1 protein-coding gene is annotated in these 292 nt (G+C 57.9%); it reads left to right on the top strand.

The genetic code is table 11. The features are described 5' to 3' along the window. On the top strand, positions 1-292 hold a 292-nt coding region (locus tag K0625_RS24410), incomplete at both ends, for a hypothetical protein (RefSeq protein ID WP_220111933.1).

The raw sequence follows: 292 nt of genomic DNA, 5'->3' as shown, positions 1-292 counted from the left end.
GAGCTGTTCAGCGGTGTAGTCACCCAAGCCATGCTCGATAACGGCCTGGCTGTCACCATGAACACACCAGCCAGCGGCACCGAGATTGTGGTCACCGCCACCGTTACCGATGTGGCGGGCAACACCGCCACTGGCTCAGATGCAGCGACCTTGGATTACGTTGAGGCGCCAGCACCAATCGCGCCAACGGTTGAAATCACCGAAGATGCCAATGATGACGGCTACATCAACAGTGATGAGCTGGACGGCCAAGTCAACATCACGGTCAGCTTAGACCCAAGCACCCAAGTCG

The organism is Shewanella nanhaiensis (genome assembly GCF_019457885.1).
Lineage (GTDB): Bacteria > Pseudomonadota > Gammaproteobacteria > Enterobacterales > Shewanellaceae > Shewanella > Shewanella nanhaiensis.
This window is presented reverse-complemented; position numbering and strand designations above follow the sequence as displayed.